Here is a 26,365-nt window from a genome sequence, read left to right as displayed (position 1 = left end):
ACTCCTCAGCGATGTCCGTAAGCGCGCGGCTTGGTGTAATGGTCAATAAGTGGCACGGTAATGTTAGCCAGCAGCACGGCAAAGGCGACGCCGTCTGGGTAGCCACCGTAGGTACGGATAATCCAGACCAGTGCGCCAATCAGCCCGCCGAAAATCAAACGTCCACGCGGGGTTGTCGAGGCTGTCACTGGATCGGTAGCAATGAAAAAAGCGCCCAGCATCGTGGCACCAGAGAACAGCTCTAGCATCGGAGGCACCGCGTTATGTGGTGTAAAATAGCCTCCGAGAGCCGAACAGGCTGCCAGTGCAACGATGAAGCTGACGGGGATCTGCCAATGGATTACACCCCGCAATAGCAAAATAATGCCACCTAGCAGGAAACCCGCGTTAATCCACTGCCAGCCTAGTCCAGCAAATTCGCCTTGATATATCGGTTGATGCAGGATTTCAACCACGCTATGACCTGAGCGTAACCCTGTTTTAAGGCTATCTAGCGGTGTTGCCTGGCTCACGCCATCGGCTGTTTGAATCAATTGATGAATAACAGCTCCGTCAGTGGTATGACCGCTGAATATCAGCATCAGGGTGTCATTCAGATCCAGCGGTGCGGTCATCAAGCTTTCTGGCGGCAGCCAAGTCGTCATCTGTACGGGGAACGAAATCAGCAATACAACATAGCCGATCATGGCTGGGTTAAACGGATTTTGCCCAAGACCACCATATAACTGTTTAGCAATAATAATCGCAAAGGCAGTGCCAAGAACCACCATCCACCAAGGTGCAAGCGGCGGCAAGCTGATGCCTAGCAGCAATGCAGTGAGCAGGGCAGAGTTATCTCCCAGCGTCTTAGCGATATTTTTCTGACGCAGGCGTAACACTAGCCCTTCGGTTAGGAGCGCGGTCACAATGGCTAATGCACACTGGATCAGGTTGCCATAGCCAAAGAAATAGGCCTGTGCGGCAATACCGGGAATACAGGCGAAAATGACCCACAGCATAATACGCTGCGTGGATTGTTGATTATGAGTAAAGGGTGAGCTGGCGATTCTAAAAGCCATTTAATCCTCATTAACCGCAGCGGATGCTTGCGCGGCCTGTTTCGCTTTTACCCGGGCAATAGCTGCTGCAACAGCGGCCTTGCGCGGATCTTGTTCGGTGGCAGCATCTTCTGTTGATGGCTCCACGGTGTTTGTGTCTGCTTCCTGAGCCGCTTTCTTGGCTTTCGCGCGCGCAATGGCGGCGGCAACCGCGGCTTTGCGAGGATCGACTTCGGTGGGAGCATCGGCCTTCTCTTCAGGCTGATTTTCCCCATCCTGCAAGCCCGCCTTTTTCGCCTTGGCTCGAGCAATCGCAGCGGCCACGGCAGCCTTTCTCGGATCAGATGATGCTTCAGCCGGAACCACGATATTTTTAGCCTCGTCATTTACTGCTGCTACTGCTGCGATATTGGATGACTGGCTGTCCTGCGCAGCTTTTTTGGCTTTGACGCGGGCGAGCGCGGCGGCAACGGCCGCTTTGCGCGGATCGACATCGGTGTTAGCCGTAACGGCTGTCGTATCCGACGCGATTTCCTGTTTACGCTCGCGGGCCAAGGCCTTGCGGGCCTCACGAGCGGCGCGGATGCTGTTATCTTCTTGTTCGTTATTGAACGGATGAATTGAGCTAATGCCGCTCGCCTGTTCTTGACGCTGTTTCACACGAGCTACGGCAGCTTGTACCGCGCTTTGATCGCTTTCGCTCACGTTGACCGCAGACTGTTTATGACGCAGTTCTCTCGCCGCTTTTTCACGCGCCAAGCGAGCTTGACGAGCTTCGAAGCGTTCTTTGGCCTGAGCCGCACGTGCGGCCTCTTGATCGGCGGACTTAATTTCGGCTTTCTCTTGGCGGTAGTATTGCACCAATGGAATGCTGCTCGGGCAGACATAGGCACAGGCCCCGCATTCGATACAGTCGAACAGATGATGCTGACGCGCCTTTTCATGCTCTTTGCCGCGGCTAAACCAATAGAGCTGCTGTGGCAGAAGACCCGCAGGGCAGGCATCTGCGCATTGGCTACAGCGAATGCAGGCTTGTTCCTCTTCGGCTTCATCAAATTCATTCTTTGACGGCGCCAAAATACAGTTACTAATTTTTACGATGGGTACGCTGAGATGGGCGAGGGTAAAGCCCATCAGTGGGCCGCCCATAATCACCATTGGGGTTCGATTCTGTGCTTCAAACTCACCGGCTTGCAGCAGATGCTTAACCGGCGTACCTAACCGAGCCCATACGTTGCCCGGTTTCTTCATCAATTCACCGGTCAACGTAACAACACGTTCAATCAACGGTTCACCGTTAATGATGGCGCGTTTAATGGCGTACACGGTTCCTATGTTTTGCATCAAGACACCGATAGATGCCGAGTGTTTACCGAATGGAACTTCCATACCCGTCAGGATCTTAGTCAGCTGTTTTGCACCGCCGGAAGGATATTTGGTTGGGATGACGCGCAGTTTGATATCGTCATGCCCTTTAAGGGCTTTCTTAAGTGCCGCTATTGCTTCTGGCTTATTGTCTTCGATGCCAATTAACGTGCGTTTGGGCGTTAAAATGTGGCCCAGAATTTCACAGCCGAGAATGATTTCATCGGCGTGCTCACGCATCAGACGATCGTCGGCGGTGATATAGGGTTCGCATTCGGCGGCATTGATGATGAGCGTTTCAACTTTGCCGTAACCTCCCTCGAGCTTATTCCCGGTTGGGAAGCCTGCGCCGCCCAAGCCAGCGATACCGGCTTGGTGGATCAGGTGCGTTAACGTCAGCGGGGATTCAGCCTGAAAATTCGCGACGGGATGCAGCTCTCCCCAGCGATCTTGATTGTCTGGGATCAGGGTCACGCAAGGTTCGCTCAGTCCTGACGGATGCGCGGTTACCTGAGGTGAGATCGCGCTGATAACACCGGACGTTGAGGCATGCACCGGCAAATTCCGCCCAGCTCCGCGGGTTAATGGTTGGCCCTTCATCACGTGTTGGCCGACTTTCACCAGTAGCTCACCTTCCTGCCCAATATGCTGTTGAAGAGGGATAATCAACATCGGAGGAAGCGAAACATGGCGCAGCGGAACATGGCTAGACGGATGCTTCATTTCAGGTGGATGAATTCCCCCTTTGAAGTCCCACAACTTGTCTTTTTTCAACGCTGCAAACAGATTAAACATGGTGTTCTACTTCACATTCATGGGAAGAAATTGCATTGACAGTAATGGTTCTCACCGGAATGGTGTTCAGATCCCACTTCCAGTTTGCGGTGGTTGTCGGCACGGGCACGAGCGTGATGCAGTCGGTCGGACAAGGAGCAACACATAAATTACAGCCAGTGCAAAGATCGCTAACCACGGTATGCATTGCGCGCGTCGCGCCGACGATAGCGTCAACGGGACAAGCCTGAATGCATTTGGTACAACCGATACAGTTTTCTTCGTCGATTAAAGCCACTTGACGTACTGGCTCAGACTGCGCGGCATCACCTTCTAACGGCTGAGGATCAACCGCCAACAGCTCAGCGATTTTTAACATCACCTGTTCGCCACCCGGCGCACATTTATTGATGTTTTCGCCGCTGCCGGAAATGGCTTCTGCATAAGGACGGCAGCCTGGATACCCGCATTGACCACACTGGCTTTGCGGTAAAATAGCGTCGATTTGCTCAACAACAGGGTCAGCATCGACTTTAAAACGGCGCGCGGCAAAGCCGAGCACGATGCCGGAAACCAGCGCAATAGCACCGACGGCAGCAATAGCAATCCACAACGACGACATTAGAATTTCACCAACCCGGTAAAGCCCATAAACGCAAGCGACATCAATCCGGCGGTAATCAGTGCAATGGAGGAACCACGGAACGGCGCAGGAACGTCGGCCACGGCAAGACGTTCACGAATAGCGGCAAACAGTACCATCACCAACGAGAAACCCGCCGCAGCGCTAAAACCGTAAACGGCCGACTGCATAAAGTTATGCGACTGGTTTACGTTGAGCAGCGCAACGCCAAGCACCGCGCAGTTGGTGGTGATAAGTGGAAGAAAAATGCCCAGCAGACGATATAGCGCAGGGCTAGTTTTTCGTACGACCAATTCGGTGAATTGCACCACAACGGCAATCACCAGAATAAACGTTAGGGTACGCAAATACTCCAGCGCCAACGGCACCAGAATGAATTCATTAAAGGCCCATGCACAGACAGAAGCAAGGGTCAGTACAAACGTGGTTGCCAGCCCCATACCTATGGCCGTCTCCAGCTTTTTAGACACACCCATAAATGGGCATAGGCCGAGAAACTTAACTAACACAAAGTTATTGACCAGAACGGTACCGACCAGTAACAGCAAATAATCGGTCATCAGACTCTACCTAGCATCAAACTTATACCTAATTTCAAACAAAAACCTAACCACAAAATCATGTGTGCCAAGAAATGCCGTCGTATTATCGGGGCTCAGCCACATGACGACAACAGATCAAGTACAAGGTTATTCGATTTCCTACGAATTAACTCGAACGAGGGCACTCTCCGTGCTGACTTACCTCTATTTCAGCGGCGATAAAACACGCTATTGCTCAATAAACGTGTCCCGTACGCGACGAGAACGTTTGATATAAGGAACAAATACCGCCGCCGCCAGTAGAGGGATCACCATATTACGAACCGCCGCAGCGTCGGTTACCGGCGAGAATGCAAAGGTTCTGATCGCAAGCAGCACCATGACTAAAAGCCATAACACGAAAAACTTAGGGAAACGGCGCGAGCGCTTACCAAATAGATACAGGTTAAACAGCGTAAATGCCCAGATCGCAATGGTGATCACAAATGATAGTGTCCACTGTGAGGAAAACACTGGGCTATGCGAGAACAGTTGGCTGCGGCTTGTTGGTTGCAATACCATCATCACAAAGATGATCATCATTAAACTGGATGATAGTAAGGAGACAATCATATAAGCCAGTGGAGCAACCAGCCAACCACCGATGCGTTTAGTATTCATAACGATCCCCTTCATGTTTAGCCTTTTTAACCGTGCTATTAACGTCAAATATGACGGGTATGCACTATTTTAGCGTTACGCATCATACAGGCTAATAACAAAACCATCATCGATATCGTGCTGCCGTGGCGTTATTTGGCTACGACATGCACGAAATGATAATATTTCATCCGTTTAGCAATGAAATTAATTCAATCCAGTAATGTTTCCGCTTTCGTCTATATCAATATGACGGTAGGCCGGTAGGGGGCTTAGCCCCGGCATCGTCATAATGTTACCGGCATAAACACGAATAAAACCGGCTCCCGCGGATACTTTCAAATCGGTTACGGGGACGACGAAATCCTGCGGGACATTTTTTAATGCGGGATCGGCGCTGATCGATAGCGGGGTTTTTGCCATACACAGTGGAAGGTGGCCAAATCCAGCCAATTGAAGCTGTTGTAGCTGTGCTTCAGCTTCTGGCGTTAGCTCCGCACGTAGCGCGCCGTAACCCTTTTTCACTAAGGTTTGCAGCTTATCGGCCAGCGACATCTCGTTAGGATAGAGCAGGGTTACCTCACCACTAACTCGGCAGGCTGCGGTCACGCATTCTGCCAGCTGTGCGGTGCCTTTGCCTCCCGCGGAGAATGCGTCACTGATTTCAACGCCGAACGCACCCTGTTCAATGGCAAATTTGCGAATGAAGTCTAGCTCTTCAGCGCTATCTTCTGGGAAGCGGTTAATGGCGACCACAACAGGTAATCCATAGCGTGCCGCGTTGCCGATGTGCCAGCCCAAATTGCTAGCGCCTTCTGTCAGCAGCGGTAGATTCGGGTGCTTGACCTCTTCAGGTAACGATTGCCCAGGCTTCATGTTGAACTTACCACTATTGGCTTTCAGACTACGCAGTGTCGCCACCAGCACTACGCAGGATGGCTTAATGCCAGACTGGCGACACTTAATATTAAAGAATTTTTCCATTCCCATATCAGAGCCAAATCCGGCCTCGGTAACAACATAATCAGCGAGCTGTAACGCTAAGCGATCGGCAAGCACCGACGAGTTGCCGTGCGCAATATTGGCAAATGGGCCTGCATGGATCAGAACGGGCGTATTTTCGCTGGTTTGCATCAGCGTGGGATGAATCGCCTCCTTCATCAACACCGCCATGGCGCCTGCAACCTCTAAATCCTCGGTGGTGATAGCGTGACCCTGTAACGTATAGCCCAAAATAATCTGCCCGATGCGTTGACGCATATCAGCCAAATTCTCAGACAAAGCCAAGATTGCCATGAGCTCGGACGCGGCGGTAATATCGAATCCATCATGACGAGGAACGCCGTTGTTTCCACCACCGACACCGATATCAATACTACGCAGGGCGCGGTCATTATGATCGATAACGCGTTTCCACAGGATTCGCTCTGGATCAATATCTAAGCGCTGTAGGCCGGTATGCTCGGTGAATTTCTCACCCAGACGCTGTTCGTGAAACAGACGTGCATCCAACGCCGCCGAGGCCAGATTGTGCGCCGCGGTAATGGCGTGGATGTCACCGGTGAGGTGGAGATTGAGCTGCTCCATAGGCAACACCTGAGCCACGCCGCCACCGGCTGCGCCGCCTTTAACGCCAAAAACGGGACCTAAGCTAGGCTGACGGATACATGCGACCGCTTTTCGACCAATATAGTTGAGCCCCTGACTCAAGCCTATAGTGGTGACCGTTTTCCCTTCTCCTAACGGGGTGGGGGTGATACTGGAGACCAACACCAACTTGCCGGTTCCGGCCTCTGGTTTGATGGCTTTGATATCGATTTTTGCCGCATAGTGGCCATAAGGGATCAGCCATGCCGATGCTATTCCCAACTGTTGTGCGATTTGGGCAATAGGTTTTAATTGCGGAACGGAAGAAGCGTGTATCTGTTCGGAGAGGGACGTCATGGGGTCGTGATCCTTGCAAAAACAGGTAAAGGCAAACAAGTTGATGGCGGTGATTATAGGCTATCGGACAGCACACTCAATGGAGAATACCGCCCGAACCCATGTTTAAACGTAGAGTGTCTCATGCCACGCAAACGATGACTCTGCGAGAAATCAATTTTGTGGCAGCAGGTATTTGCCCAAGGTAACCAACAGCACGGCAACGATGATCACACACAGCGCCAGCCATTCTGTCGATGACAGCATTTCACCGCCTAACCCCGTACCGAGCAACACGGCCACCACGGGGTTGACATACGCATAGCTGGTGGCAACGGCGGGGCGGACATTGCGAATCAAGTACATATAGGCGCTGATGGCAATCAGGGAACCGAAAATCGCCAGATAGCTTACCGCAAGGATCCCTTGCAGGCTGGGCATTTGAGTCATTCGTTCACCGGCGATCGCGCTGGCAATGAGTAATACAATACCCGCCGTCAGCATTTCGACTGCACCCGCCATGAGCCCAGCAGGGAGTTCAACGCGAGAACCCCACACGGAGCCAAAGGCCCACGTCATGGAACCCGCAAGGATTAGCAATGCCATCCAAGGGTTTCCACTTAGATGCCCGCCGCTGTTAAGTAAGATGATGCCGCAGAGGCCAATGGCAATACCTAACCACTCAAGCCAGCGCGTAGGCATTCCGTACATGCGGCTAAAGCACAGGGTGAAAAGGGGAACGGTGGCGACCATCACCGCGGCGATGCCGGATGGAACATCCTGATGTTCGGCGACGGTAACAGCACCATTGCCCGCCGCTAACAGCAAAATGCCAATAACAGCAGCGTTAAGCAACGGGCGTCCGCTGGGCATTTTATGCCCGCGCAAACGCAGGAACGTCAGCATCACTAGGCCTGCACAGAGGAAACGAACGCCTGCCATCATGAGGGGCGGCCAGCTTTCAACGCCAAGGCGAATCACAAAATAGGTTGATCCCCAAATAATATATAAAGCAAATAATGAACCGATCAGGGGAAGAAAAGTGGCAGCACGAGAGCGCATATTAAGCAGATTCCTTGGCAAAAATAAGCAGCCAGTAAACGCTAAAATGAGCAACGGAAGAACTCTTTTCTCATGCCGTTTACTTATTAACGAGGTGATTTTAAGTGTATTTGGCTATAAATCAGCAAGGGAGCGGTCAAGGGACCACAGCGTGAAAATCATAGCGGTAATTCAAATGGTTACTAGGGGTTGAGTCATCAGCCCAACCCTGCTAAATATCAGGTCGTTTGTGACTGAATAAGGTTTATTGCACGTAGTGCCAAATCTCTTTTGGGACGCAGCCAACATCATATAAACGCCCACCGCTGGCTAATTCAGCTCGGCGATGATCGGCGGCACGGTACATATTAATAATTTCGACATCATCAGTAAGTGAATAATTAAGATGGTCAAAAAGTTTTTCTAAGCTTTCCAGAGTGCTCACCCGGCGAAATTTTAGCAAATAGTCGGTTACTGTCATTTTTTATGTTTTCATCAACGAGAGGAATTTCAGAAGAGCAGCCAGTATATGTAGGTAAATCCATCTGTCTAGTACAATAATAGTGATATTGGTTACATAAACTAAAAAATGATTATTGCCAATAATAGTCACTCAGCTAATTAATTGTGGGCTTCGTGGCTTAACGTGTTGATAGAATGATGAAAACTAGGGTCTGTCATGCGGTGCGGGATATTTGAATATCGCTTTTAGCGTCTATTGTTTAAATATTGGATATTTATATCCTAAATAATTTTAGTGGCATTGAGGCGGCCGTGATTATCATCACTAGACCGCCTTTTGCTACTTGATTTAATTAGTTTGTATGACTCGATTATTTACGATTCAACGTGTAGTACATTTCATTCCAACGGATTTCATTTTTAAATGCTGGCAACGTGGTGGCATGATCAATAAGCAGGAATTCGATATTGTGCATCTCGGCATATAACCGCAGATATTCCACGTCCAGCGCTTGAGTAAATACGGTATGATGTGCACCACCGGCCAAGATCCATGCTTCCGCAGCGGTGGCCAACGACGGTTGCGCTTTCCAGATCGCCCGAGCAACAGGAAGTTTTGGCAAATCGCGTGGCTGTTCTACGGTATCAACACAGTTCACCAGTAAACGGAAGCGATCGCCCATATCTATCAGGCTAGCATTCAGCGCAGGTCCGGCGGGTGTTGCAAACAGCAGTCGAGCGGGATCGGCTTTGCCACCGATGCCCAAATGCTGAACATCAAGCAACGGTTTTTCTTCTTTGGCAATGGAGGGGCATACTTCCAGCATGTGTGAGCCAACAACCAGATCGTTGCCAGGCTGGAAGTTATAGGTGTAATCCTCCATGAAAGAGGTACCGCCTTTCAGACCGCTGGCCATCACTTTCATAATGCGCAGCAGCGCGGCGGTTTTCCAATCGCCTTCGGCACCGAAACCATAACCCTTTTGCATTAGGCGCTGGCAAGCTAAACCCGGTAATTGCTTCAGACCGTATAAATTTTCAAAGGTCGTAGTAAAGGCATGGAAGCCTCCTTGCTGTAGGAAACGTTCAATCCCTAATTCTAGGCGTGCGGCATCGAGCAAATTCTCGCGTTTTGCGCCGCCGCTTTTCACCGCATCCGTTAGGATATAGCTCGCTTCATACTCTTCAACCAACGTATTAATGTCGTTGTGGCTGATTTCATTCACTACCTGTTCGAGATCGCCCAGCGCATAGCCGTTGACGCTATAGCCAAATTGAATTTGAGCGCTAACTTTATCACCTTCGGTGACGGCCACTTCGCGCATATTGTCACCGAAGCGGGCGACTTTCAGATGTTGGCTTTCGTGGCGTGCGGCAGAAACACGCATCCAGCGAGCGATACCTTCTAGCGCCTGAGGGTCTTCCCAATGCCCTGCAACCACGCTGTGCTGTTGCCGCATACGTGCGCCAATAAAACCGAACTCGCGGCCGCCGTGCGCGGTTTGATTCAGGTTCATAAAGTCCATATCCATGGTGTCCCATGGGATCTGAGCATTGAACTGAGTGTGGAACTGGAGCAGGGGTTTCTCAAGGCGACGCAAACCGTTGATCCACATTTTGGCCGGAGAGAACGTGTGTAACCACACTAGCAGGCCAAGACAGCTATCTTGATAGTTAGCATCACGGCAGAGAGACGTGATTTCATCCGGCGTAGTTGCCAGCGGTTTTTGCACTAATTTCACCGGCAAACCCGCCTGATTCAAAGAGCTGACGACTTTCTCAGCTTGCTCCTTGACTTGTTGCAGCGTCCGCTGACCATAGAGATGCTGACTGCCAATAACAAACCACACTTCGCTTTGTTTGAACTGTTGCATGATGACTCCGTGAATGCTGAATAAATTAATGTTTTTCTGCCGTGTAGCAGGGCTCTGCGTGCGTACACCACTGTTGATAACGTTCGTAAAGCTGCTGGAAACGCACCACGCGTTCGGGATCGGGCTGGAGAGTACGCTCGACTTGGCTCGCCATGTTTTGTTGGGCGGAGGCGATGTCTGGATAGGTTCCTGCGGCGACGGCTGCAAAAATTGCGGCACCCAGCGCGCAGCACTGATCGGAGGCGACGATTTGTAGTGGGCGATTCATCACATCGCAGCACACCTGCATAATCACGGGGGATTTACGTGCAATCCCGCCAAGCGCCAACACGTTTTCCACCGGAACACCCTGATGCTCAAAGCACTCCATAATGGCGCGAGCGCCAAAGGCGGTGGCAGCGATAAAACCACCAAACAGGGTCGGGGCATCGGTGCCTAGGTTAAGGTCGGTGATAACGCCTTTCAGACGCTGATTGGCGAAAGGGGTACGGCGGCCGTTGAACCAGTCCAGAACGACAGGGAGGTGGTTGAGCTGGGGATCCTTAGCCCACGCTTCAGTGAGCGCAGGCAGCAAGTTTTTTGCTGATTCTTCGAGCTGTGCAGCTAATTCTGGATGCTGTTTAGCGGTTTGCAACAACGGCCATGTGAGTAGGCGACTGAACCAAGCATACATATCACCAAAGGCTGACTGTCCCGCCTCCAAACCGATATAACCGGGCACGACGCTACCGTCGACTTGTCCGCAGATCCCCGCGATGGTGCGATCACCAATGCGTTCTTGCTCGGCAATCAGAATGTCGCAGGTTGAAGTGCCAATCACTTTCACCAGCGTATATGGCTGAGCGCCAGCGCCAACGGCACCCATATGGCAATCAAATGCGCCCCCCGATAGCACGACGTCAGTCGTCAGACCTAAACGCTGCGCCCACTCCGCACTGAGTTTTCCTACGGGCAAATCGGCGGTGTAGGTTTCGGTAAACAGCGGTTGCTGCAGTTTTTCACTTAGACAGGTATCGAGTGCTTCGAGAAACTCACGCGGTGCAACGCCTCCCCATGAGGGATGCCAAAGTGCTTTATGTCCGGTGCTGCAACGTCCGCGTTTCAGATTCTGCGGCTGCTGTTCACCACACAGTAGCGCGGGAACCCAGTCACAGAGCTCAACCCAAGACACAGCCGATTGGCGTACGGCACGGTCTTCGCGTGTGACGTGTAGAATTTTTGCCCAAAACCATTCCGATGAGTAAACGCCGCCGATGTAGCGGGTGTAGTCGGGAAAATCGCCGCTACGGCATAAGCGGTTAATTTCTTCGGCTTCTTCAATGGCGGTGTGATCTTTCCACAGCACGAACATCGCGTTGGGGTTGTTGGCAAATTCGGGCAGCAGCGCCAGTACGTCACCCTTTTCATTTATTGGTGCTGGAGTCGAGCCCGTTGAATCAACCCCAATACCGACGACGGCTGCTCGTTGCTCCTCATTCATCCTCGCAACGACCGCCTTAATCGCGATTTCCAGCGATTCAATATAGTCGAGAGGATGATGGCGGAACTGGTTGGCAGGTGCATCGCAAAACAGTCCTTGCTTCCAGCGCGGATAGTAAACCACTTCCGTATCTAACTCTTGACCAGTTACACAATCTACGGCGAGTGAGCGAACGGAGTCGCTACCAAAATCCAGCCCGATTACTATGGGATTTGCATGCATTCCCTCTCTCCTATCTATATAGATTTCACTGCTAACCAAAATAGGAAATAGCGGCGTGGAACTGTGAGGATGGCTTAGCTACATGTATGTATTTTTCAGCTACAACACCGAAGAATGTGATGGTCATCAAAAGTTATCATTGTTACGGATTTGCTAAATATATGCATAAAATAGCTGTAATTTTTTGGTGTGATTTTGCTCTCTATTTGTTCATCCATTAGCCGCTACAACTTAGCTCGTCTCACATAAGGTCCCTACATTGCAGTGAAATATCGCACCATTTGGTATTTGCTGCTCAATTGCCCCTGAGTTCGTACACACAGAGCTTTTTGTCATCCGATGCGGTATCGCCTCACAGGCATGACAAATCTGCTACATAAAAATGACGAAACTGGAGATTGTAAATATGCATAAATTCACTAAGGTTTTGGCCGCCATTGGACTGGCTGCCGTTATGTCACAATCCGCTATCGCAGAAAGCATGAAACTCGGTTTTCTGGTCAAACAGCCGGAAGAACCATGGTTCCAAACCGAATGGAAATTTGCCGATAAGGCTGGCAAAGATTTGGGCTTTGACGTGATCAAGATTGCTGTTCCAGACGGTGAAAAAACGTTAAACGCTATTGATAGCCTCGCAGCGAGCGGTGCTAAAGGCTTTGTTATCTGTACGCCCGATCCCAAGTTAGGGCCTGCCATCATGGCTAAAGCGCGGAGCTACGATCTTAAAGTTATTGCCGTGGACGATCAGTTTGTAAATGCCAAAGGAAAACCGATGGAAAGCGTTCCATTGGTAATGATGGCGGCCAGTGAAATTGGTGCGCGCCAAGGGCAGGAACTGTGGAAGGAAATGAATAAGCGTGGTTGGAAAGTCGATGAAACGGGAGTTATGGCGATCACCGCGGATGAATTAGATACCGCTCGCCGTCGTACGACCGGTTCGATGGATGCGCTGAAGGCGGCGGGTTTCCCAGAGAAACAGATCTACAAAGTACCCACGAAATCCAATGACATTCCTGGCGCCTTCGATGCGGCTAATTCTATGTTGGTTCAATACCCAAAAGTTAAAAACTGGCTGATCGTGGGGATGAATGACAACACGGTATTGGGCGGCGTACGGGCAACAGAAGGACAGGGCTTTAAAGCTGAAAACGTGATTGGCATCGGTATCAATGGCGTGGATGCGGTGAGCGAATTGTCCAAGGCAAACCCAACCGGCTTCTTCGGCTCGCTGCTGCCGAGCCCGGATATTCATGGCTATAAAAGCATCCAAATGCTGTACGACTGGGTGACCAAAGGGGTGGAGCCTGCCAAGTTTACCGCAGTGACCGACGTCGTCTTGATTACGCGTGACAATTTCAAAGAAGAGCTACAGAAGAAAGGGTTGTAAGCCACGCACAGAGCGGCCACTGCCGCTCTAACCACCTTTTGTTGACTACTGACTTTAGCCACCGCGAGGTTAGCTATCGGTGGCAAGGAGAACGTTTATGACCTCCAACGTACCCTATTTGGAATTCCGTCATATCGGGAAAACATTTCCTGGGGTGAAGGCGCTGGATGATATCAGCTTTAGCTGTCAGGCCGGACAGATCCACGCCTTGATGGGTGAGAACGGCGCAGGTAAATCCACACTATTGAAAATACTGAGCGGCAGTTACACGCCTACGCAGGGAGAGATCTACCTCAAGGGCCAGCCAGTTCAATTTAACAACACCACCGATGCGCTTGATGCCGGTGTCGCCATTATTTATCAGGAACTGTACTTAGTGCCTGAAATGACGGTGGCAGAAAACATCTATTTAGGCCAACTGCCTGCGAAAAAGGGCTTCGTGAATAACTCATTGCTCAACTATGAAAGCCGTTTGCAGCTAGAGCACTTAGGTTTAGATATCGATCCACAAACGCCGCTGAAATATCTCTCTATCGGACAGTGGCAGATGGTGGAAATTGCCAAGGCCTTGGCACGTAATGCCAAAGTGATTGCGTTTGATGAGCCAACCAGTTCGCTCTCTTCGCGTGAAATTGAACAGCTGTTTCGTGTGATCCGTGAACTGCGCGCTGAAGGTCGGGTGATTATCTATGTTTCGCATCGTATGGAAGAAATTTTCGCCTTAAGCGATGCGATTACGGTTTTTAAAGACGGCAAATACGTCAAAACCTTCGATGATATGCAGCAGGTCAACCATGACTCATTAGTACAGGCGATGGTGGGGCGTGACTTGGGCGATGTTTATGGTTATCAGCCGCGCGAACACGGACCTATTCGTTTAGAGGTGAAGGACGTGGTGGCTCCTGGTGTCAAACACCCGGTGTCGTTACAGGTTAAACAGGGTGAAATTGTTGGCCTCTTTGGTCTGGTTGGGGCGGGTCGTAGCGAATTGATGAAAGGGTTGTTTGGCGGCACCAAGATAACGCAGGGACAGGTCATTCTCGACGGACAAGATATGCGAGTGGGAAGCCCTATTGATGCTATCCGTCAGGGCATGATGCTGTGTCCTGAAGATCGCAAGGCTGACGGCATTATTCCGGTTCACTCCGTGCGTGAAAATATCAATATCAGTGCTCGCCGCAACGCGCTGACCGCAGGTTGCCTCATCAATCATCAATGGGAAGTGGAAAACGCCGACAAACGCATTGATGCTCTCAATATCAAAACGCCCAGTCCTGAGCAGCTAATGATGAATCTTTCCGGCGGTAACCAGCAAAAGGCGATTTTAGGGCGCTGGCTTTCAGAAGACATGAAGGTCATTTTGCTCGATGAACCGACGCGCGGCATCGACGTCGGTGCGAAGCATGAAATCTATCATGTTATCTACCAGTTGGCGCAGCAGGGAATTGCCGTTCTGTTTGCCTCAAGTGATTTGCCCGAAGTGTTAGGTTTATCTGACCGCGTTATCGTGATGCGCGAAGGCGAAGTGTCGGGTGAACTATTACGCAGCGAAGCGAGCGAGGCCAAAGCCTTAGCGCTTGCAATGCCTCGCACATCAACCTCATCTCATGCGGCCTGAAAATACGTCTAGGAGCAGAATTATGTCGAGTGTTACTTCTACGCCGGCGACGGCAAAATCAGGAAACAAAGGGCTAAACCTCAGTCGTATTTGGGATAGTTATGGCATGTTGGTAGTATTTGCCGCGCTATTTATTGCCTGTTTGATTTTTGTGCCTAACTTTGGCTCATTTATCAACATGAAGGGGCTTGGCCTAGCCATTTCCATGTCGGGAATGGTGGCCTGCGGGATGCTATTTTGTCTGGCCTCTGGCGACTTTGACCTTTCCGTCGCCTCGGTTATTGCCTGTGCGGGTGTGACTGCTGCGGTAGTGATTAATATGACCGAAAGCCTGTGGATCGGCATATTTGCAGGCTTGTTGCTAGGGGCATTATGCGGCCTCGTTAACGGCTTTGTGATTGCGCGTCTGAAAATAAATGCGCTGATTACCACGCTTGCCACCATGCAAATTGTGCGCGGTTTGGCATACATCATTTCTGATGGTAAAGCGGTCGGTATTGAAGACGAGCGTTTCTTTGAGCTGGGATACGCGAACTGGTTGGGGCTGCCTGCGCCTATTTGGATCACCGTAGCCTGTTTTATCCTGTTCGGCTTTTTACTGAACAAAACCACGTTTGGCCGCAATACGTTAGCGATTGGAGGAAACGAAGAGGCTGCGCGTCTGGCCGGTGTTCCTGTGGTTCGCACTAAAATCATTATCTTTGTGCTGTCAGGGCTGGTTTCAGCCGCCGCGGGGATCATTTTGGCCTCGCGCATGACCAGTGGTCAGCCAATGACGTCTATCGGCTATGAGCTGATCGTGATCTCTGCCTGTGTGCTGGGCGGCGTATCGCTCAAAGGCGGAATCGGTAAAATTTCTTATGTTATCGCAGGCGTGTTGATTTTGGGTACGGTCGAGAATGCGATGAATTTGCTAAATATTTCACCGTTCTCTCAATACGTGGTACGTGGCGTGATTTTGCTTGCCGCGGTTATTTTTGACCGTTACAAGCAGCTTGCTAAAAAGACCCGTGCTTAATAGCGACAGACGGAAAACTCCTGTTATTCCTCGGGATGAAAGCGGTATAGATGATGATTATTCGATATTAATTACAAGTAATTATCAATCTGCTTCACAGTTTTACAGCAATGTTGAGCAGCGTTCGCGCTGCTCTGTAAACTGGCAGCAGAGATAGACATTGTATGGGAGGGACGATGTACCAACGTTTAACGCAGGAGCCACAGCCAAATCCGCTTTTGCCGGGGTATAGCTTTAATGCTTATCTGGTCGCAGGATTAACCCCAATTATCGCCGGTGGTCCATTAGACTTCTTTATCGATCGTCCTGAAGGAATGAAAGGGTACATCCTGAATTTAACGATCAAAGGTCAAGGGCGCATTTTCAGCGGCAAAGACGGTGAAGAGACGCTAGACAGCAAGCCGGGAGAGCTACTGCTGTTTCCTCCGAAGGCGAGTCATTATTATGGCCGTTCTTCAGAAAGTGACTGCTGGTATCACCGTTGGGTCTATTTTCGTCCTCGCGCGTACTGGGCCGATTGGCTAGAGTGGCACAGTCAGGTTAATGGCGTAGGCCATATGGTTCTCCCCGAAAATACGCTGCTGGAGTTTGACCGTCTCTTTGCCAATATTGAGCAGACGCATAAATCAGGTCGACGCTTTGCGGAAGAGTTAGCGATGAATTTGCTCGAACGCCTTCTGCTACGCGCGATGGAAGAAGATCCGCAGGCGCCGCAGCGCATCATGGATGCCAGAGTGATCGAGGCCTGCCAGTTCATCACCGGTAATTTAGCCGATGAACTTCGCATTGAGGACGTTGCCAAACATGTTTGCTTATCGCCGTCGCGTTTGGCGCATCTGTTTCGTGAGCAGGTTGGGGTGAATATTCTACGTTGGCGTGAGGATCAGCGGGTTATTCGTGCCAAACTGTTGTTGCAGACCACGCAGGAACCGATAGCCACCATTGGGCGTGTTGTTGGTTATGACGATCAGCTCTATTTTTCACGCGTGTTCCGCAAACGCGTCGGTGTGAGCCCAAGTGATTATCGTCGTCGAAATCATGAAGTAAATGACTCTTCTTCAATGAGTGCGGGAGAGCGTCGCCAGAGTGAGCGACAAAGTACATTACTACGAGTGTGACACTGTCACATTTCAAATCATGAATGAGATATCAAATGGAATTGACTAACAGGCTATTGCCCATTTTGCTGGCTGGATTTCTATTACCGAACACGGTATTGGCGGCGAAAACCTTAAAATATAGCGATCATGAAGCATTGGGCGGTGCTCGTACCCAATTCATCAATGACGTATTCTTCTCGTCTATTGAAAATGAATCTCATGGACGCCTGAAGATCGAGCCCCATTGGGGCGGAGAGCTCGGTGCTGGCTATGATGCGTTGGCACTGGTTGGGCAGGGAACGAAAGCGGATATGGCGATTGTCGTGCCTGAGTACACGGCAAAACAGCTGCCGTTGCATCAGATTTTCAAAAGCTTTCCGGTGGGGCCAGCCGCTGATCGGCAGGTGGATTTTTTTCGCCGTGTTTATACCCAGCTCCCCGTTTTTCCGCTAGAGCTTGAGAAGAACAACGTTGTGAACCTGTATTTTGCCACCGGTTACCCTTTGGCTTTCTTTAGTACCAAACCGATGACGTCTTTGGCTGATGTCAAAGGCGGCACATGGCGCTCGGCCAGTTTTTGGCATCAGGATTTTCTTACCAACGCGGGCGCTAAGGCCGTGACGATGCCTTGGGGTGACCGAACTCGTAAAGCGCTTCAGTCTGGTGCATTGGATGGCATTATGGTGAATCTGGACAGCGGATACGACGTTGAAGCGCATAAAACATCGCCTCATATTCTGATATCTAAAAATTTATGGTTAGGACACATCTATCTATTAGTGATGAATAAAAACACCTGGGATGGACTTGAAAAGCAAGATCAGGAGGCCATCCAGCGGGCTGCCGAAATTGCTTACAAAAAGCAGGGATCGGTCATGGACAGTAGCCTGACGGCTCAGATTGCTGATATGCGTCAAGAGGGCGCAAAAGTACAATTTCTATCCGCGGATAAGCTGCAGCAGTGGAAAACGCTCTCTCGATATCACGAAGTGCAGGAAAATTGGCTAAAAGAGCAAGAAAATGCCGGTGTTAAAGATGCAAGCGCAACCATGATGAAAGTGTCCCAGATGATAAATGACGCAATGAAAGAATAGGCGATCTCTATTTTTCGCGTGGCGTCTTGAAGGCTAATGCAGCACTCTCATTGCTGTATTAGTCACTCTGTATACCTGCCTAATAATTGCTCTTCCAATCAGAACAGCACTCAGTCTTCTTGCTCATCTCACCAAAACACGTTATCAAATAGCAGCATCATAATATTTCGATAACAATATATATGTTGAAGAGATGGTTTTACTTCATCGTTTATCCTTTCTAATTGCTTAGGGCAGCGAGGTTTTGTATGGCGGATTCAATTCGTGTAGGACTGGTCGGCTATGGTTTTGCCGGTAAAACGTTCCACGCGCCGCTGATTGCCGGTACGCCTGGACTGGAATTGGCGGCGATTTCAAGCAGTGATGCGCATAAAGTTCTTGCTGACTGGCCGGGGATGACGGTCGTTGGCGAACCGGGGCAGTTGTTTAGCGATCCTTCTATTGATTTGGTGGTGATCCCAACGCCGAATATCACCCATTACCCGTTGGCTAAGCAGGCGCTGTTAGCGGGTAAACATGTGGTCGTGGATAAGCCATTTACGGTGAATCTGCAAGAGGCACGCGAGCTGGAAATGTTAGCCAAACAGCAGAAGCGATTGCTGTCAGTTTTTCATAACCGCCGCTGGGACAGTGATTTCCTGACGGTGAAAACCTTGCTGTCTGAAGGCGCTTTGGGCGATGTGGTTCAGTTTGAATCTCACTACGATCGTTTTCGTCTGGAAGTGCGCGACCGCTGGCGTGAAAAAGTCGGCGCGGGGAGTGGGATCTGGTTCGATCTTGGCTCGCATCTGCTCGATCAAGCTCTACAGCTTTTCGGTAAGCCGCAAAGTCTGCTCGCTGACCTGTGCGCAATGCGCCCAAATTCTCAAACCACCGACTATTTCCATGCGATTTTATACTATTCAGACAAGCGCATTATTTTGCATGGCAGCATGGTGACTGCGGCAGAAACACCGCGCTATGTGATTCATGGCACGAAAGGAAGCTACATCAAACATGGATTAGATCCTCAGGAGGATCGTCTCAAGGCTGGCGAGCGTCCACCGCAGGCGGATTGGGGCTACGACATGCGCGATGGCGTATTAACCTTGGTTCAAGATGACATGATGGCAGAGCAGTCGTTGCTGACCATCCCTGGCAATTATCCAGCGTATTACGCGGGTATTCGCGATGCAATCAACGGTGACGGTGAGAATCCGGTACCGGCTTCGGAGGCGATTACCGTCATGGAACTGCTCGAGCTTGGACAAGAATCCTCATTGCAGCAAAGGGCACTGCCGCTTCCTGCTTGAGATGATGCTGATACTTGTTGCTGATATTGCCTAGCGCATTTTCGTATTGGCCTTCTTCTCTGGGTTGTTAATACACGGGAAGAAGGCTTTATTTTTTATAAAACTATATGTATTCGCACATTTTTCGGTAAGGGAAGTTGAGTTATGTCTTGGCTGCAACGTTTGCGTATTGATAAGTTTTTGCTAGTTTTGATTACGGTGGTGATTTTGGCATCGCTGTTCCCGTGCGAGGGGATCTATAAAACGATCTTCGAGCATCTCACCACGGCGGCTATTGCGTTGCTGTTCTTTATGCATGGCGCCAAGCTGTCGCGTGAGGCAATCGTTTCTGGAATGGGACATTGGAAACTGCATCTGGTGGTGTTTCTCAGCACCTTTGCATTATTCCCGCTGCTGGGGCTGGCTTTGAATGTGGTAGTGCCAAATCTGTTAAGCCCTGCGTTGTACCTGGGTTTCCTCTACCTATGTGCTTTGCCTGCGACAGTTCAATCAGCGATTGCCTATACGTCGATGGCGGGCGGTAATGTGGCCGCAGCTATTTGCAGTGCTTCCGCGTCAAGTATTTTAGGTGTATTCCTTTCGCCGTTACTGGTGGGGCTGTTGATGCATACCCAAGGTGGGGAAACTGACACCCTGCATGCCATTGGCGCGATTATTTTGCAGCTGATGGTGCCGTTTATTATTGGTCATCTGTCGCGCCCGCTGATTGCTAAGTGGGTCGAACGCCACCGTAAGCTGATTAACATTACCGACCGGTCTTCCATTCTGCTGGTGGTTTATACCGCGTTTAGCGAAGCTGTGATCGAAGGGATTTGGCACCAGATTGACGGTTGGTCGCTGCTGTCGATTGTGGTGTTCTCAACCATTCTGTTGGCTATTGTACTGGTGATAAATACCTTTGCAGCGCGCTGGCTAGGCTTTAACACCGCTGACGAAATCACCATTGTTTTCTGCGGCTCCAAGAAAAGCTTGGCGAACGGCATCCCGATGGCGAATGTGCTGTTTCCTGCGTCAGCGGTAGGCATGATGGTGCTGCCGTTGATGATCTTCCACCAGATCCAACTGATGGTGTGCGCAGTGCTAGCACAGAGATATGTCAATCGGGCGAAGGCGAAGAAGGTGTTAGAGGAAAGTGAAGGGTGAAAAAGAGGTTTTGTTTCGTGCGTTGGTTAGCAATATCTTAATCCTATGGGATTGCGGTGTAATATTTCGTTCGCCTGTCAGCAAATGCGTTTCCATGCCACCGCTGGCGAAGGCGGCCGATGAGAGCCCCGTTGCGCGGGGGCTCTCAACTCGCGCGCTTTTTATCTGAGACGCCATCTTCGCTCCGGTTTGGTATCGCCCATCCCGGGCGCCCCAAACTCCGCCGATACATCCCTGTATCGGCGGCTCTCCCTTCCAAGACTTAAACTAAAAAACCAAAAAACGTTTTGATTTTGTCTTTTGATTTTGACGTTGACCTTTTCCGGCACGTTGTTCTTCAGCCGAAGGGAGGAATGAAGGCTAGGATTCGCCGACAGGGATGTCGGCGAAAGAACGGAGGAGCCAGGATGGCGATTGCCGTTCGTTCCGTTAAAGCCGGAATGACGAGATTCGGGCACCTGCGCAGCAGGCTGAAGAACGGTGCCAAGCTGGGGTGTCGGGGGGCAGCGATTGGCCCCCCGACTCGGACGCCAGCACAAGGCTTATGTGATATTCGATGCTTTAGGCGTACGAAACCTTACACACAGTCTCACCCCAACTTCTTCTCCCGCAATACCTGCTTCTCCGCATCAGAAATAAACGCCATCTCTAAGCCATTTATCTGCGCGGTGCGGATCTCTTCCTGCGTCAGTCCTGCGGCCGGCGCGGCAACATTGTACTCATGCGCCAGCTCGATACCTTCAACCGCTGGATCGTCGGTATTAATTGAGGCCAGAATTCCGTGGCGTAGGAAGGTTTTCAGTGGGTGACTTTCCAGTGAAGCAACGGTGCTGGTTTGGATATTGGAGGTCAAACATGACTCCATGCCAATGCGTTTTTCTGCCAAATAATCTAACAGCTTTGCGTCTTCAACGGCTTTAACACCGTGTCCGATGCGTTCAGCGCCCAGCTCATTGATCGCTTGCCAGATACTTTCCGGACCTGCGGCTTCACCTGCGTGTACCGTGATACGTAAACCCGCATCGCGGGCGCGATTAAAGTGGCTCAGGAAGAGAGAACCCGGGAAACCGAGTTCGTCACCGGCGAGATCGAGTGCGGTAATGCCTTCGCGACAGGCAAGCAGGGCATCTAATTCTTTTAGGCAGGCGCCTTCACCAAAGGTACGGCTCATGATGCCAATCAGGCGAGTTTCAACACTAAAATCACGCACGCCCGAACGCACGCCATCAATAACGGCTTCAACCACGCCTTGAACGGGTAATTGGTGTTTCATTGCCATGTAGTAAGGGGAAAAACGAAGTTCTGCATAGTCGATACCCGCACGCAGCGCATCTTCAACGTTTTCATAGGCAACGCGGCGACAGGCATCGAGAGAACCTAGCACGGCGACGCCCCAGTCGAGTTTCTGCAAAAAACTGACTAAGTCTGGCGCCGTATCCGTAATCTGTACGTGTGGGCGCAGGGCTTCGAGCTCTTCGGCGGGCAGTTCAAGATTGAACTGGCGGCCCAGTTCCAGAATAGTTTGTGGACGAATGTTACCGTCGAGGTGACGGTGGATGTCAGTCAGAGGAAGGCGGGTATCGATCATGATGTGCACTCTCAGTTATTCTGGATAAAGTGCGTAACAGTATAAAAACAATACACTGCAAAATACTAGTGAGTTGCATAAAAATGTGACGCTTATCACAAATAATCGCGGAAAGTCTCCGTTTTACGGGGTGCTGTATATAAACACAGTATTTAGTGTGATGACGAAAGATAGGCGAAACTTATTCGTCTTCAAACAGCTTTTCGATGGATTTTGTTGGGTAGAACAACGAGTTTGCGTTATTGCCTGTAAGCGCAATAAAACCAAGTTGAAGATAGAACCGCTTGGCTTTTTCGTTAAGAGCATCGACAAACATACCATGGATGCCGACCGCCAATGACGCGTGATAGATGACTTTCATAGCATGAGTTACCAGCGTTGTTCCCCAGTCTTGTCCCTGCAACTCTTTTTGGATAGCCAGTCGCCCCAAGGTGACGCTGGGCACATTAGCGTAAGGTACTTTCCGTTTCTGTGTGTTTGAAGGAAGCGTTTCTTTCTCGAAGCAACTGCCAGAAAACGTGTAATATCCTACGACTTTAGGTTTTGGCTCTTTGGTGACCAGCAAATAACCCCGTAAGATTCGAGCGTTGTGCTGGCGGGCAAGATGATTGGTGAGGAATATATTGAGAGATTCTTCACCACAGTCGAAATGAGCAAAATCATATTCGACGTCGTTCGAAAAAATCTCAATAGCGAGATCTGGCATGTTTTACTCCATGCTCGCTAGACGTTTCGATGCTCGTTTCAGCCGACTGTTTGGGGCTGGCGGATTGCTGATAGCGTCCATCACCAAATTCCACGACTCATCGTTGAGAACGAGACGACGATGCTGCTCAATGACTTCCTCTGCGCGTTCAGCGGCGCTAGCAACCATAAACTGGGTGATAGTTTGGTTGGTCATTGCGGCCGCTTCTTCGATCTTGCTTTTGTCATCATCGGTGAGTCTGAGATCGATACGTTGTTTTTTTAGGGCGGACATAATGTACTCCTCGACAGCGGGCGTTTAGTCACTGTCAGACTTATTGTTTCAGCTCTCTTTTAGTCAAAAAAGGAAACCAAACTTGAATGATACTGTACGGAAATTTTCCGTACGCTAACTATAGGCGCGATCGCATCATCTTTCAACGGGTAAGTCGATTTGTTGAACAAATGGGATGCGAATCGAACAGGGGAATACCCCCACCGATATGCGCGGCGGGGGATTTTCGGCAGGGTTATTTAACTAACTTGTTTAAGGCTGAAATCAACTTTTGTACCCCGAGTTCAACTTTGCTGCGTGGGCAGCCTACGTTAAGTCGCACGAATCCGCGTCCTTCTTCACCGTAGGTAAAACCGGGCATGATAGCGACTTTCTCTTCGTCAATTAATATGCGCTGTAGCGCTTGATCATCGACAGCGAGTGCGCGTAGATCAATCCAGGCCAGATAGGTTGCCTGTGGGATTTTCCAATTCAACTGTGGGAATGCGGCATTGAGCTCATGGGCAACATATTCCAAATTAGCCTGAAGATAACCGCGTAACTCATCCAGCCACGGTTGCCCCTCACGGTAGGCGGCAATATGCGCTGCCACCGCCAGTACAGCGGGAGAGGAAAGGCCGTCTTTACTTTTCAACTGTAGGAAATAAGCATCTCGAGTCGCAGGATCGTTGATAAAGCCATAGGCACCGGTTAAGGCGGGAATGTTGAACGATTTAGAGGCCGAGGTAAGCAATGCCCACGGTGTTTTTCCCACTTCGTTCCAAGGAGTATGACGGTGTTCTCCCCACGTCATATCCATGTGAATTTCATCACTAATCACTTTAACATCATGGCGTTCGCAGAGCTCGGCCATGATGTGCAGTTCGGCCTGCGTCCAAACTTTACCCGTTGGATTTTGCGGACTACACAATAAAAGCACCTTGGTCTGTGGACGAGCCAGCAGCGCTTCCAGATGAGCCATATCGCAGTACCATTCGCCCTCTTTTTGTTTCAATGGACAGGAGAGCAGTTGGCGCTGATTACCTAGTACCACCTTATAAAACGCGTCGTAGGCGGGGGTATGGGTTACCACGCATTCGCCCGGTTGAGACCAAAGTCGAATGAGCTGGGCGACCATATAGATGACCGAAGGGCCATAAACCGCGGTGTCGGTATCAATGGCGCTATTGAAGCGTTTGGCATACCAGTGTCGTAGGGCGCCAAGGAAATCTTCGTGCTGCCAGCGACTATAACCAAGAACACCGTGCGCAATGCGTTTTTCTAATGTTTCGGTAATACAGGGAGCGGTAGCAAAATCCATATCGGAGATGGTGAATGGCAGCAGGTCATTGGCACCAAATCGATCGGCAATATAGTCCCACTGGGTACACCAAGTGCCGTGACGGTCAACAGTCTTAGAGAAATCAAACATATTTCATTCGCCTTTTATGATATCTGCTCGAATGAGGGATTAGATAAATAAAGCGGGGCGCTTAGCGCCCCGAATCAATGATAAAAATTAAGCACTCGGCTGAGCTATCAGATAGTCTAATTCATCTTTGACTGACTGTACCTGTGGTCCGATAACAACTTGTAAATTGTGCTCGTTCAAGTGTACGACGCCAATTGCACGGAGATTCTTTAGCGTTGCATCATCAACCAACGACATATCTTTAACTGACAGGCGTAGGCGGGTAATACAGTTGTCGAGCGAGACAATATTCTCTGCACCGCCTAAGGCGGTCAAAATTCCCGGCACATCGTAGCCAGACTTGCTGGAAGAGGCATTTTTAGCCGATTTCTCGCTAGTCGCGCTGTTATCAACATCGCGTCCCGGCGTTTTGATATTGAAACGAGTAATCGCAAAACGGAAGATCGCGTAGTAGACCACGAACCAAATCGCTGCAACCACCGGCACCAGATACCATTTCGTTTGTAAGCCATGCAGGATACCAAAGACCACGAAATCAATAATGTTGCCGTCGGTATTACCGATAGTCACACCCAGCATGGACATGATGGTGAAGCCCAAACCGGTCAAAATAGCATGGATCACATACAGGAATGGTGCGACGAAGAGGAACAGGAATTCCAGAGGCTCAGTCGTACCACCAACCACACAGGCAACCACGCCGGAAATCAGCAGGCCTTTAATCTTATGACGGTTCTCAGGACGAGCACAGTGGTACATTGCCAGCGCAGCACCTGGCAATCCACCTAAGAATGCAGGCATTTTGCCTTGAGAAAGGAACTGTGTCGCACTCTCGGAGAAGCCGTGTGTCGTTGGGCAAGAAAGCTGTGCTTGGAAAATGGTCAATGCGCCGCTAACGCTGTTACCACAGACGTCCATGGTACCGCCAGCTTCGGTGAAGCGGATCAACGCCACCAGAATATGATGCAGGCCAAAGGGCAGCAGGAGACGCTCGCCGGAGCCGAAAATCATGGGGCCGAAGACGCCAGCGTTATGAATAAGCTTGCCGAGTCCGTTGATCCCCATCGCGAACCAAGGCCAAATCAATGGAACCAGCAGGCCTAATAGGCCAAGCACCAGCGTGGTGATGATAGGCACAAAGCGTGTACCGCCGAAGAAGGCTAGCGCATCGGGGAGACGAATAGTGTTAAAACGTTCGTGCAGCAGATAAACCACGATCCCGACAATCACAGCACCCAAAATACCGGTGTCGATAGACTGGATACCGATGATGTTTTGGATGTTGTTTGCCTTCAGCACCAAAGGATCAACGGTGGGTAAAATACCTTTGGTGGTCAGATAAAAGTTGGTAGCTAGATTAAACACGGCAAAACCGACAAAACCGGCAAATGCCGCTACGCCTTTATTTTCCCGCGCCATACCTAGCGGAATAGCAATTGCAAACATCACTGGCAGGAAGCTGAATGCGAAAGAGCCGACTTTGCTCATCCAAGTAAACAGCAACTGGAGTGGGGCATTATCCAGCATGGGTAATAACGTTAATACATCACGGCTGCTCAGCGAGCTACCAATTCCCAGCATAATGCCGCAGAAAGACAGCAGTGCCACGGGTAGCATAAAGGTTTTTCCTAGACTCTGGAAAAACTCCCACAGCGTGATTTTTTGTTTGGTCTGAGTGGGCATGACGACTCCTGATGAAAGATCCTTGACTGCTCTTAATTTAATGAAATTTT

22 protein-coding genes are annotated in these 26,365 nt (G+C 50.3%); 7 read left to right on the top strand and 15 right to left on the bottom strand.

The features are described 5' to 3' along the window. Positions 1-5 precede the first annotated feature (5 nt). The 10 genes from rsxD to K9N75_RS11795 form a co-directional block, all read right to left on the bottom strand. A complete protein-coding gene (rsxD, locus tag K9N75_RS11840; protein WP_061060029.1) occupies positions 6-1,058 on the bottom strand; it encodes an electron transport complex subunit RsxD in 1,053 nt (350 codons plus the stop codon). Beyond that, positions 1,059-3,197, bottom strand: coding sequence for an electron transport complex subunit RsxC (gene rsxC / locus K9N75_RS11835; RefSeq protein WP_224451645.1), 2,139 nt, complete (start codon positions 3,195-3,197; stop codon positions 1,059-1,061). Further along, positions 3,190-3,798, bottom strand: coding sequence for an electron transport complex subunit RsxB (rsxB, locus tag K9N75_RS11830; RefSeq protein WP_039186654.1), 609 nt, complete (start codon positions 3,796-3,798; stop codon positions 3,190-3,192). Before rsxB ends, rsxC begins: the two co-directional genes overlap by 8 nt. Then, a complete protein-coding gene (gene rsxA, locus K9N75_RS11825; RefSeq protein WP_224451643.1) occupies positions 3,798-4,379 on the bottom strand; it encodes an electron transport complex subunit RsxA in 582 nt (193 codons plus the stop codon). Before rsxA ends, rsxB begins: the two co-directional genes overlap by 1 nt. 210 nt (positions 4,380-4,589) lie before the next feature. Next, a complete protein-coding gene (locus tag K9N75_RS11820; protein WP_172635546.1) occupies positions 4,590-5,021 on the bottom strand; it encodes a DUF2569 domain-containing protein in 432 nt (143 codons plus the stop codon). Between the two features lie 186 nt (positions 5,022-5,207). Beyond that, entirely contained in the window at positions 5,208-6,944 is a 1,737-nt protein-coding gene (locus K9N75_RS11815; RefSeq protein WP_224451638.1) for a formate--tetrahydrofolate ligase, read from the bottom strand. 153 nt (positions 6,945-7,097) lie between these two features. Then, positions 7,098-7,985: a drug/metabolite exporter YedA gene (gene yedA, locus K9N75_RS11810; RefSeq protein ID WP_039186658.1), complete on the bottom strand. Its 888-nt coding sequence runs from the start codon at positions 7,983-7,985 to the stop codon at positions 7,098-7,100. A 244-nt stretch (positions 7,986-8,229) separates the two neighbouring features. Continuing rightward, positions 8,230-8,445, bottom strand: a complete 216-nt coding sequence (gene ydgT, locus K9N75_RS11805) for a transcription modulator YdgT (protein WP_008813552.1) — start codon at positions 8,443-8,445, stop codon at positions 8,230-8,232. A 352-nt stretch (positions 8,446-8,797) separates the two neighbouring features. Beyond that, positions 8,798-10,300: an L-arabinose isomerase gene (gene araA, locus K9N75_RS11800; protein ID WP_185922187.1), complete on the bottom strand. Its 1,503-nt coding sequence runs from the start codon at positions 10,298-10,300 to the stop codon at positions 8,798-8,800. Between the two features lie 25 nt (positions 10,301-10,325). Then, entirely contained in the window at positions 10,326-12,002 is a 1,677-nt protein-coding gene (locus tag K9N75_RS11795; protein WP_224451636.1) for a ribulokinase, read from the bottom strand. Positions 12,003-12,408: 406 nt separating this feature from the next. Between K9N75_RS11795 and K9N75_RS11790 the strand changes: the two genes are divergently transcribed. The 7 genes from K9N75_RS11790 (at position 12,409) to K9N75_RS11760 (ending at position 20,654) form a co-directional block, all read left to right on the top strand. Further along, on the top strand, positions 12,409-13,389 hold the full coding sequence (locus K9N75_RS11790; RefSeq protein ID WP_008813549.1) for an arabinose ABC transporter substrate-binding protein: 981 nt from the start codon (positions 12,409-12,411) through the stop codon (positions 13,387-13,389). 97 nt (positions 13,390-13,486) lie between these two features. Continuing rightward, positions 13,487-15,007 carry an L-arabinose ABC transporter ATP-binding protein AraG gene (araG, locus tag K9N75_RS11785; RefSeq protein WP_130974564.1) on the top strand — a complete coding sequence of 507 codons (1,521 nt, stop codon included), beginning with the start codon at positions 13,487-13,489 and terminating at the stop codon, positions 15,005-15,007. A gap of 22 nt (positions 15,008-15,029) precedes the next feature. Then, positions 15,030-16,025, top strand: coding sequence for an L-arabinose ABC transporter permease AraH (gene araH, locus K9N75_RS11780; RefSeq protein WP_008813547.1), 996 nt, complete (start codon positions 15,030-15,032; stop codon positions 16,023-16,025). Positions 16,026-16,201: 176 nt separating this feature from the next. Beyond that, complete coding sequence (gene araC, locus K9N75_RS11775; protein ID WP_008813546.1) at positions 16,202-17,143, top strand: arabinose operon transcriptional regulator AraC; 942 nt, start codon at positions 16,202-16,204, stop codon at positions 17,141-17,143. A gap of 35 nt (positions 17,144-17,178) precedes the next feature. Beyond that, positions 17,179-18,219, top strand: coding sequence for a TRAP transporter substrate-binding protein DctP (gene dctP, locus K9N75_RS11770; RefSeq protein ID WP_224451634.1), 1,041 nt, complete (start codon positions 17,179-17,181; stop codon positions 18,217-18,219). Positions 18,220-18,467: 248 nt separating this feature from the next. Then, positions 18,468-19,511 carry an oxidoreductase gene (locus K9N75_RS11765; protein ID WP_008813544.1) on the top strand — a complete coding sequence of 348 codons (1,044 nt, stop codon included), beginning with the start codon at positions 18,468-18,470 and terminating at the stop codon, positions 19,509-19,511. A gap of 144 nt (positions 19,512-19,655) precedes the next feature. After that, positions 19,656-20,654, top strand: coding sequence for a bile acid:sodium symporter family protein (locus K9N75_RS11760; protein WP_008813543.1), 999 nt, complete (start codon positions 19,656-19,658; stop codon positions 20,652-20,654). Positions 20,655-21,243: 589 nt separating this feature from the next. Here the strand turns inward: K9N75_RS11760 and add are convergent. From add to malX, 5 genes are all read right to left on the bottom strand, one after another. Beyond that, entirely contained in the window at positions 21,244-22,242 is a 999-nt protein-coding gene (add, locus tag K9N75_RS11755; protein ID WP_224451632.1) for an adenosine deaminase, read from the bottom strand. A gap of 181 nt (positions 22,243-22,423) precedes the next feature. Then, positions 22,424-22,948 (bottom strand): GNAT family N-acetyltransferase, encoded by a 525-nt coding sequence (locus tag K9N75_RS11750; RefSeq protein ID WP_224451631.1) that lies wholly within the window; start codon positions 22,946-22,948, stop codon positions 22,424-22,426. Between the two features lie 3 nt (positions 22,949-22,951). Further along, a complete protein-coding gene (locus tag K9N75_RS11745; protein ID WP_061060037.1) occupies positions 22,952-23,221 on the bottom strand; it encodes a type II toxin-antitoxin system TacA family antitoxin in 270 nt (89 codons plus the stop codon). Positions 23,222-23,456: 235 nt separating this feature from the next. Beyond that, positions 23,457-24,632 carry a MalY/PatB family protein gene (locus tag K9N75_RS11740; RefSeq protein WP_008813539.1) on the bottom strand — a complete coding sequence of 392 codons (1,176 nt, stop codon included), beginning with the start codon at positions 24,630-24,632 and terminating at the stop codon, positions 23,457-23,459. An 87-nt stretch (positions 24,633-24,719) separates the two neighbouring features. After that, entirely contained in the window at positions 24,720-26,315 is a 1,596-nt protein-coding gene (gene malX, locus K9N75_RS11735) for a maltose/glucose-specific PTS transporter subunit IIBC (protein WP_096080818.1), read from the bottom strand. Positions 26,316-26,365 lie beyond the last annotated feature (50 nt).

Origin of the sequence: Hafnia paralvei (assembly GCF_020150375.1) — a bacterium.
GTDB classification, from domain to species: domain Bacteria; phylum Pseudomonadota; class Gammaproteobacteria; order Enterobacterales; family Enterobacteriaceae; genus Hafnia; species Hafnia paralvei.
The sequence above is the reverse complement of the archived record's forward strand: the minus strand, read 5'-3'. Positions and strand labels throughout refer to the sequence as shown.